We start from the raw sequence: 7335 nt of genomic DNA, 5'->3' as shown, positions 1-7335 counted from the left end.
CAGCCTTGATCGGCCCAGAATCGTTGAAGGGCAAAAACAAGTTCCTGGAAAGTCACAGATTCTACAGCCTGATCGGGAGAGATGATTAGATGCTTTCTCTAGAGCTGCCAGGCTAGCAAGAATGCTTTTCCCCTGTCAAGGAACAAGCCCTCTACATCAATCACTTGTAAATAAAGCGTCTTCCTTCGCATGCTCATAATCGAGCCAATCGGGTGAACTGAACGTCTGTCTCGAAGAGGTCACTCACAAATTCTCTTCCCTTAGCACTCCCTCACACCTCTTGCGAGACCGCCCCTTATGACCACAGTTTTTGCCAACAAATCCGTATACAGAAGTTTGAGTAAATCGTTCTCATAATGCAATTCCCTGATGCGCTTCACATCGCTCGTCTTGAGAGCCTGCGTTTCGATGCATTTTGAGCTGCGCATAACGGACCTCCTGGATAAGTGCTTCATGTTCAAGAACTTTATCAGGGAACCAGAGACATACAACGACTGAGCAAACTCGATACCAGACAGAGCGACCGAAGCCATAATGCTTCAAACCCCCGTAAGAGCAGGCAGTTACAGCACTCAATAGAACAGGGGTGACTCTCGTATGGATTGCTCGCTGAAGCGGATACGGTATCGGGTTAGATACTGGGATGAATCAGAAACAATACAGGCGAACACCGAAATATTTTGACGAAAGCCCTACGGCTCAATAGAAAAAGCTCAACAACTGCTCACCGCAACTTTGCCACAGTGACTCCATCTCCTCCCTCGGCGCGATCGCCGGGGCGAAACTCGGCTACATAAGGTGATTCTTCCAGCCTCTGGTTCAGGGCCTGAACTGCGCCCATGCCATCTCACCATGGACCAAATTCAATACAAAAAGTAGAATATCCCCGTCCTGGGACGGCTCAGCCATGAACATCTCTCCTGATAGACCAATAGAAAGCCTCAAAGGCGACAGATTTGGCCGAGAAGCCTTCGTTGAGTCAATCGCGTCCGCTATTAGAGGTTGGCAAGGGAATGAAAGCCTAATTGTCTCCATTTCAGGTCCGTGGGGAAGTGGAAAAACATCTACAAAGAATATGCTGAAAGACTCGCTAGGTCTTTCAATGCCCAACAATCATTTTGTCGAATTCAACCCTTGGCAGTGGGCCGGGCAAAATCAGCTTGCAGAAGCGTTCTTTAGGGAAATAGAAATCGCCCTGGGGAAGACTCCCACATCCAACTACCAAAAGCAGGCTGCTAAGTGGCGTATGTATTCAGCAAAGTTGCGTGTTGGCAGGTTTGTATCTAATACCACTTTACAAGTCATAGCACGGGTAGTGGCAGTCATAACTGGAGCAGGGCTCACATGGTCATTTATGACAGATCATTTCGGATGGTTCATGCTGATGCTTTTATGCACAGGAATTCTCATAGCCTGGGACAAAGTTCTTACCGTGCTGAACCAATTTTCCGATCGGTGGGCTGAACTCAAAGAAGCTCAAGCTGCATTGCATGAAGCGTCAATGGAAGACTTCAAAATTGGATTACGCGACTCGATGAAAGAGCTCCCCAAGCCTCTCTTAATCATTATCGATGACATCGACCGGCTGACTGCTTCTCAGATCTGTTATTTATTTCAACTAATCAAAGCTAATGCCGATTTTCCCAACCTGGTTTATGTCCTTCTCATGGAAAGTCAAATTGTTGAACAGGCGCTTGACTTAATCACTCAAAATAATGGGAAGGAATACTTGAAAAAGATCGTACAAGTGCATCTCCCTCTTCCCCTAGTGGCCAGGGAAAAGCTTATATCGATCTTGGAACAAGACACGCGCGCCCTGATTTCAGATCCAGCCCTTAGGGTACAGTTCGACGAGTTTCAATGGGCATCCGCCTTCACAGCCATCTCGCCACTCTTCCGGACACTCCGGGATGTGCACATCTTTACGAATGTCTTAACGTTCGATCTATCTGTCATGAAAGGGAAAGATACCATCTCAGCTAATGTCCTTGATCTGATGTGCCTTACCGCTTTGAAAGTCTTGCATGAACAAATATATCAGGCGTTACCACGCGGAAAACGCTTTTTAACCAGAGACATGAGTGGTTCTAACAATGATAATGATGAAGTGAAACGCACCAGAGATTCTATTCTGAGCACAAGTTCTGAGGCCGATAGCGCTATCGTTGTTCCACTCTTGGGATACATCTTTCCATCGTTTCCCTGGGATGATGAAAGCTTTTTTCACGGTGGATTTAATGCTGATGAAGCGCTTCGAGAACTACGCGTTCATCATCCAAAAAATTTCGATAGATATTTCATCTTCTCAGTGGGCAGCAATGATATCTCACAGGATGAATTCGAGGAGTTCCTGCAAGTACTGCCATGTCGGGCGAAATCTAAAACCTCTCTTGAAAACTATTTCCAACGTGGCGTACTTGTCAGCATGCTTGAGAGATTAACAGCTTACAGCGATATCATGGAAATTCAGAACATCGAGTCATTGCTAATAACGATTTTTGACATCTCTGACGAATGCCTCCCGCCATGGGAAGACGACAGAAGGAGTGCAATCGATACATTTTACATAGAGCTAAGCAGAAGATTGCTCATGCGAATAAATGACTTCGACAAGAGGCTTCACACCTTGTCATCCGCCATCCAAAATTCCACGGGACTTTATCTGCCTATTGGCAAAGTCTCAATTGAAGGCAGCGGAAGCGATCACAGGACGTCAGGGTTGACCGACGAACAACTTCAACCACTACGAGCAACTTGCCTGAGCAGGATAAAGGAGTGGGCAGCAGATGGCAGGTTAATTAAGCATCATGCCCTGGGATTTATATTGCTTTGCTGGCAACGCTGGGACACAACCAGTGAATGGAAAGAATGGACAATTTCTCAAACTGCTACTAAAGAAGGACTCCTTGCGATTTGCTCCTCCTTGATGGGGCGCTCTTACTCAGGTGAAGGAGTAAATTATTATGTCGAGATCGATAAATTGCAGATGCTGGTCGATATCGACCTGATTGAGACAAGATTGGCGCATCTGGATAGATCGCAACTTACGGAGCGAGAGATCGAGCTAGTAGATTTATTTTTTCTTTCCCTTCAAAGCCAAAGAAGACAGCAAAGTTCAAACGAACAGAAAGAAGAACGAACTAAACAAAGGTCAATGTTATCTCCCGAGTAATTTATTTATCGCAACTTTGCCACGGTGACTCCATCCCCTCCTTCGGCCCGATCGCCGGGGCGAAACTCAACTACATAAGGCGATTTTTTTAGATACTCGCGTAAAACGGTTTTGAGTCGGCCGGTTCCATGACCATGGATAATCCGGAGGTGCGGGGCTCCATCGAAGGTCGCCCGATCCAGCGCCGCGACGACATGATCGAGCGCCTCGTCGGCTGCTTGCCCTCGCACATCCACCACGGTTTGCTCATCCAGCCCCAGGCCTGTACTCGTCGGGCCTGGGCAAGGACTTGATGAGGATGAGGCCGGTCGTCCTGCCGGCATGTCCGGTTCCTGTACAATGCCGACGAGGTTCGACAGGCCGGCCAAGATTTCACCCTCTCCCACTTTGACCCGGACTCGCTTCTTCCCTTGTGGCGTTTCCAACAAACTCCCCGTCATGCCTAAGCCGGTTATTTCCACCGTATCGCCGATACCAAGGTGCTCCAGCGGGATTGGCTTGCTGACCGGCACAAGTTCCTGCATGGTTTTCGTCTCCAACTCATGCAACCGCTGTTTCGTTTCCTTTGCCTTGATCAGTTTCTGTTCGCGTTTCAGGGAATCGGCGATGGCCTGTACTTCAGCTCGCGCACGTTGAAACTGCTCGCCGAGTTTTTTCTTGAGCCCACGGCGGACCTCCTGCTCAGCTTCCTGCAGTTGCGCTCGAAGTACTTGTGCTTCCCGAGCCGCTTGTTCAGCTTCTTGTCTGGCTCTCTGAGCCATCTCGCTATCCTCAGCCAATTGGCGTTGCGTTCGCTGTAAATCCGCCATCAGCTTGTCGAGCCGTTGATCGTTATGGTGGAGCCGCTTCCGGGCATCGTTCAAAATGCTTTGATCCATACCCAGACGACCGGCGATCTCCAAGGCCGATGAGCCGCCGGGAATGCCCATGAATAGTCGGTAGGTCGGCGCCAACCGCTCCACATCGAACTCCACGCTGGCGTTCACAAAACCGGGTGTCGTTTGCGCCAACTCCTTAAGCGCACCATAATGAGTAGTCGCCACCACTTTCATGTTCAGTTCGGCTAGACGGCAAAGAAGCGCCTCTGCCAGCGCCGCCCCTTCTTGCGGGTCAGTTGAAGTCACAGGCTCATCAAGGAGCACGAGTGCGCATGACATTGAGGAAGACCTCGCCATGACGCTTTCGGAAAGGAGCCGGATCATGGACATCATGTGAGCGGAAAAGCTCGACAAATCACGGCTCAAATCCTGAGCATCTCCGATGTCCGCATAGAGGTCTACAAACAACGCCATCTCTGACTCCGGAGCACAGGGGAGGTGAAGCCCGGACCGCACCATGAGCGCGAACAACCCGATGATTTTAAGGGCGACGGTCTTCCCCCCCGTGTTCGGTCCGGAGATCACAAGGACGTGGATCGTTTCATCCATGTGAATGTCGTTCGCAACCACTTGATCTTTCGTGATGAGCAGCAGCGGATGCCGCGCCTGTTTGAGCATGATGCGGCCGTCGCTGTTCAATGCAACAGGGTTGCACTTCAACCGGCGACTCATCTCAGCCCTTGCTCTAATCACATCATATTCCGACAGCACCTCCATCCCTTGTTCCATCCTGGTCGCGTTGGAGGCCACCAGCGCGGTCAGCTCACGTAAGATGCGCTGCACCTCACGCTCAATCTCCAGATCCGCCACTTTGATGGAGTTGTTTAGTTCCACCAACTCCCTCGGTTCCAGAAAGACGGTCGCCCCACTGGCCGACACATCGTGGACGATCCCGGGGATTCTTCCCCGCATGTCCGCCTTGACCGGCACGACATAACGTCCTTCTCGCTGAGCAAAATACGACTCTTGAAGGACGTCCTCATAGCGTTTGGAATGAAGAATTCGCTCCAGATGTTGCCGTATCTCCTGCTTCAGCCCCTGCGCTTGGTGAGTCAGGCGTCGCAACTCTGGCGAAGCCGTGTCTTTCATGGAACCGTCGGATTGGATCGCCCCTTCGATAGCCTTCAAGAGTCCGCGCAAGCTTTTTGTGTCATGGAGCGGAGCCAAGACCCGAGCCAGAGCTTGTGTCTCGGCTGTATGCGGCTCGGCATATCGCTCTACTTCCGCCATGAGAGCCAACACAACCGCACAGTCTCGTAACTCCGCGGCCTCAAGCACTCCCCCCTTCCTGGATCGAGTCAGCTGTTCACGGATATCGGGAAAGGCGAGCGCCGGCATCGGATGACTTCCCTCCAGCAAACTCACCATTTCAGTCGTCTCATGTTGACGCAGCCGGGCGTCCGTGAGGTCGTTCGACAAGCAAAGCGACCGGCATCGAGCCACTCCCATCGACGATTGTGCATGCTGCGCAAGAACGTCCAATAACCGGTGCCACTCCAACGCCTGTGCCGCATGTTCAGATAATGTCTCGCTCACATGTGCCTCCTACCCCGCCTTCTCCATCATTTTGGGCGTTAGCCAAGTGTCTTGACAAGAAGTAGAGGGCGTCGATACTATCGCTTTTCGTGCTGTATCATCCGGATGTATTAAACTAATATATTTGCATGTAGAGGATTACGCCATGGCCATTCGTGTTGGAATCAACGGATTCGGACGCATAGGACGCAACGTGTTTCGCGCTTCGATGGGTGACAAGGATCTGCAAATTGTCGCCGTTAACGATCTTACGGACGCCAAAACACTCGCCTATCTACTGAAGTATGATTCGGTGCACGGTACGCTGCCGGCAAACGTTGAGGCCAAGGACGATGAGATTTTGGTTGATGGGAAGCCCATCAAAGTGCTCGCGACCAAGGATCCAAAGGAATTGCCTTGGAAGGCGCTGAACGTGGATGTGGTGATCGAATCGACGGGCCGATTTACCGATCGCGAAGCGGCCGGCAAACACCTGTCCGCCGGCGCCAAGTATGTGATTATTTCCGCACCGGCAAAAGATCCGGACATGACGATTGTCTTGGGCGTGAACGCCGAGAAATTCGACCCGCAATCGCATCGTATTGTGTCCAATGCATCTTGCACGACAAACTGTCTCGCGCCGGTGGCCAAGGTGCTGTTGGAATCGTTCGGTATCAAGCATGGGATCATGACCACCATCCATTCCTATACCAACGATCAGCAACTGCTGGACCTTCCTCACAAAGACCTTCGGCGCGCCCGGGCGGCCGGCATGTCGATGATTCCAACCAGCACCGGGGCAGCCAAAGCGCTGCATCTCGTCATTCCCGAACTGAAGGGCAAGTTGGATGGGCTCGCGATTCGGGTGCCGACGCCGAACGTATCGCTGGTTGACCTCACCGTGGAAACCGAGAAGGATTGTGACGTGGCGTCCATCAACGCGGCATTTAAGAAGGCTGCCGATGGCCCCCTGAAAGGCATCCTCAAGTATTCCGAAGACCCCATCGTCTCGATTGACCAGAAGGGAGACGATCATTCGGCCACTGTCGATGCCCCATTGACCAACGTCGTGGATAAGCGTCTCGTCAAAGTCACGGCTTGGTATGACAATGAATGGGGCTATTCGTGCCGAGTCCGCGACCTCGTCAAGCTCCTGGCCGGAAAATCCACCACTCACTGATGACCGCATCGGAGATGATCGGGCACGCTTCAGACGAATCCATCTCACGGACCTACGTTCACAGTTCATAGAACTCACTGGAGGAGCGCCCGATGAATTTGCACAAGAAAACGATCGACGATGTGCAACTTCGTGGCAAGCGGGTCATCATCCGCGCCGATTTCAACGTCCCGCTCGACGAATCGCTTCAAATTACCGATGACACCCGTATTCGTTCAACCCTGCCGACGATCAATCGCGTCGTCGATGAAGGGGCGAAAGTCATTCTCTGCTCTCACCTCGGCCGGCCCAAGGGAACTTTTCACCCCAAATACAGCCTGGCGCCTGTTGCGAAGCGACTGGGAAGACTGCTTGGGAAAGATGTGGTCTTTGCTCCGGACTGTATAGGTCCGGCCGTCGAAAAACTGGTCGCTAAGATGAAGGACGGAGACGTCCTCTTGCTAGAAAATCTTCGTTTTCATGCCGGCGAGGAAAAAAATGACGACGACTTCGCCAGGGCTCTTGCCTCGCTGGGCGATGTCTTCATCAACGATGCCTTCGGGGCGGCCCACCGGGCCCATGCGTCGACTGTCGGCATCACCCAATACATA

Annotated in this window: 5 protein-coding genes; 3 read left to right on the top strand and 2 right to left on the bottom strand. The window is 51.7% G+C overall.

All coding sequences use genetic code 11. The features are described from left to right. Positions 1-724: 724 nt before the first annotated feature. Positions 725-841 (bottom strand): Smr/MutS family protein, encoded by a 117-nt coding sequence (locus ACOSYY_RS05750; RefSeq protein WP_421661310.1) that lies wholly within the window; start codon positions 839-841, stop codon positions 725-727. 66 nt (positions 842-907) lie between these two features. On the opposite strand from ACOSYY_RS05750, the gene ACOSYY_RS05745 reads away from it, so the two are divergent. Continuing rightward, complete coding sequence (locus ACOSYY_RS05745; protein ID WP_421661309.1) at positions 908-3172, top strand: KAP family P-loop NTPase fold protein; 2265 nt, start codon at positions 908-910, stop codon at positions 3170-3172. 5 nt (positions 3173-3177) lie between these two features. Here ACOSYY_RS05745 and ACOSYY_RS05740 read toward each other — a convergent pair whose 3' ends face one another. After that, positions 3178-5586, bottom strand: coding sequence for an endonuclease MutS2 (locus ACOSYY_RS05740; RefSeq protein ID WP_421661308.1), 2409 nt, complete (start codon positions 5584-5586; stop codon positions 3178-3180). 145 nt (positions 5587-5731) lie between these two features. Here ACOSYY_RS05740 and gap point away from each other — a divergent pair, with 145 nt between their 5' ends. Further along, complete coding sequence (gap, locus tag ACOSYY_RS05735) at positions 5732-6745, top strand: type I glyceraldehyde-3-phosphate dehydrogenase (RefSeq protein ID WP_421661307.1); 1014 nt, start codon at positions 5732-5734, stop codon at positions 6743-6745. Between the two features lie 98 nt (positions 6746-6843). After that, positions 6844-7335: phosphoglycerate kinase (locus ACOSYY_RS05730; protein ID WP_526023289.1), on the top strand; the 492-nt coding region annotated here is incomplete at its 3' end.

The organism is Nitrospira sp. BLG_2 (assembly GCF_049222245.1).
This window is presented reverse-complemented; position numbering and strand designations above follow the sequence as displayed.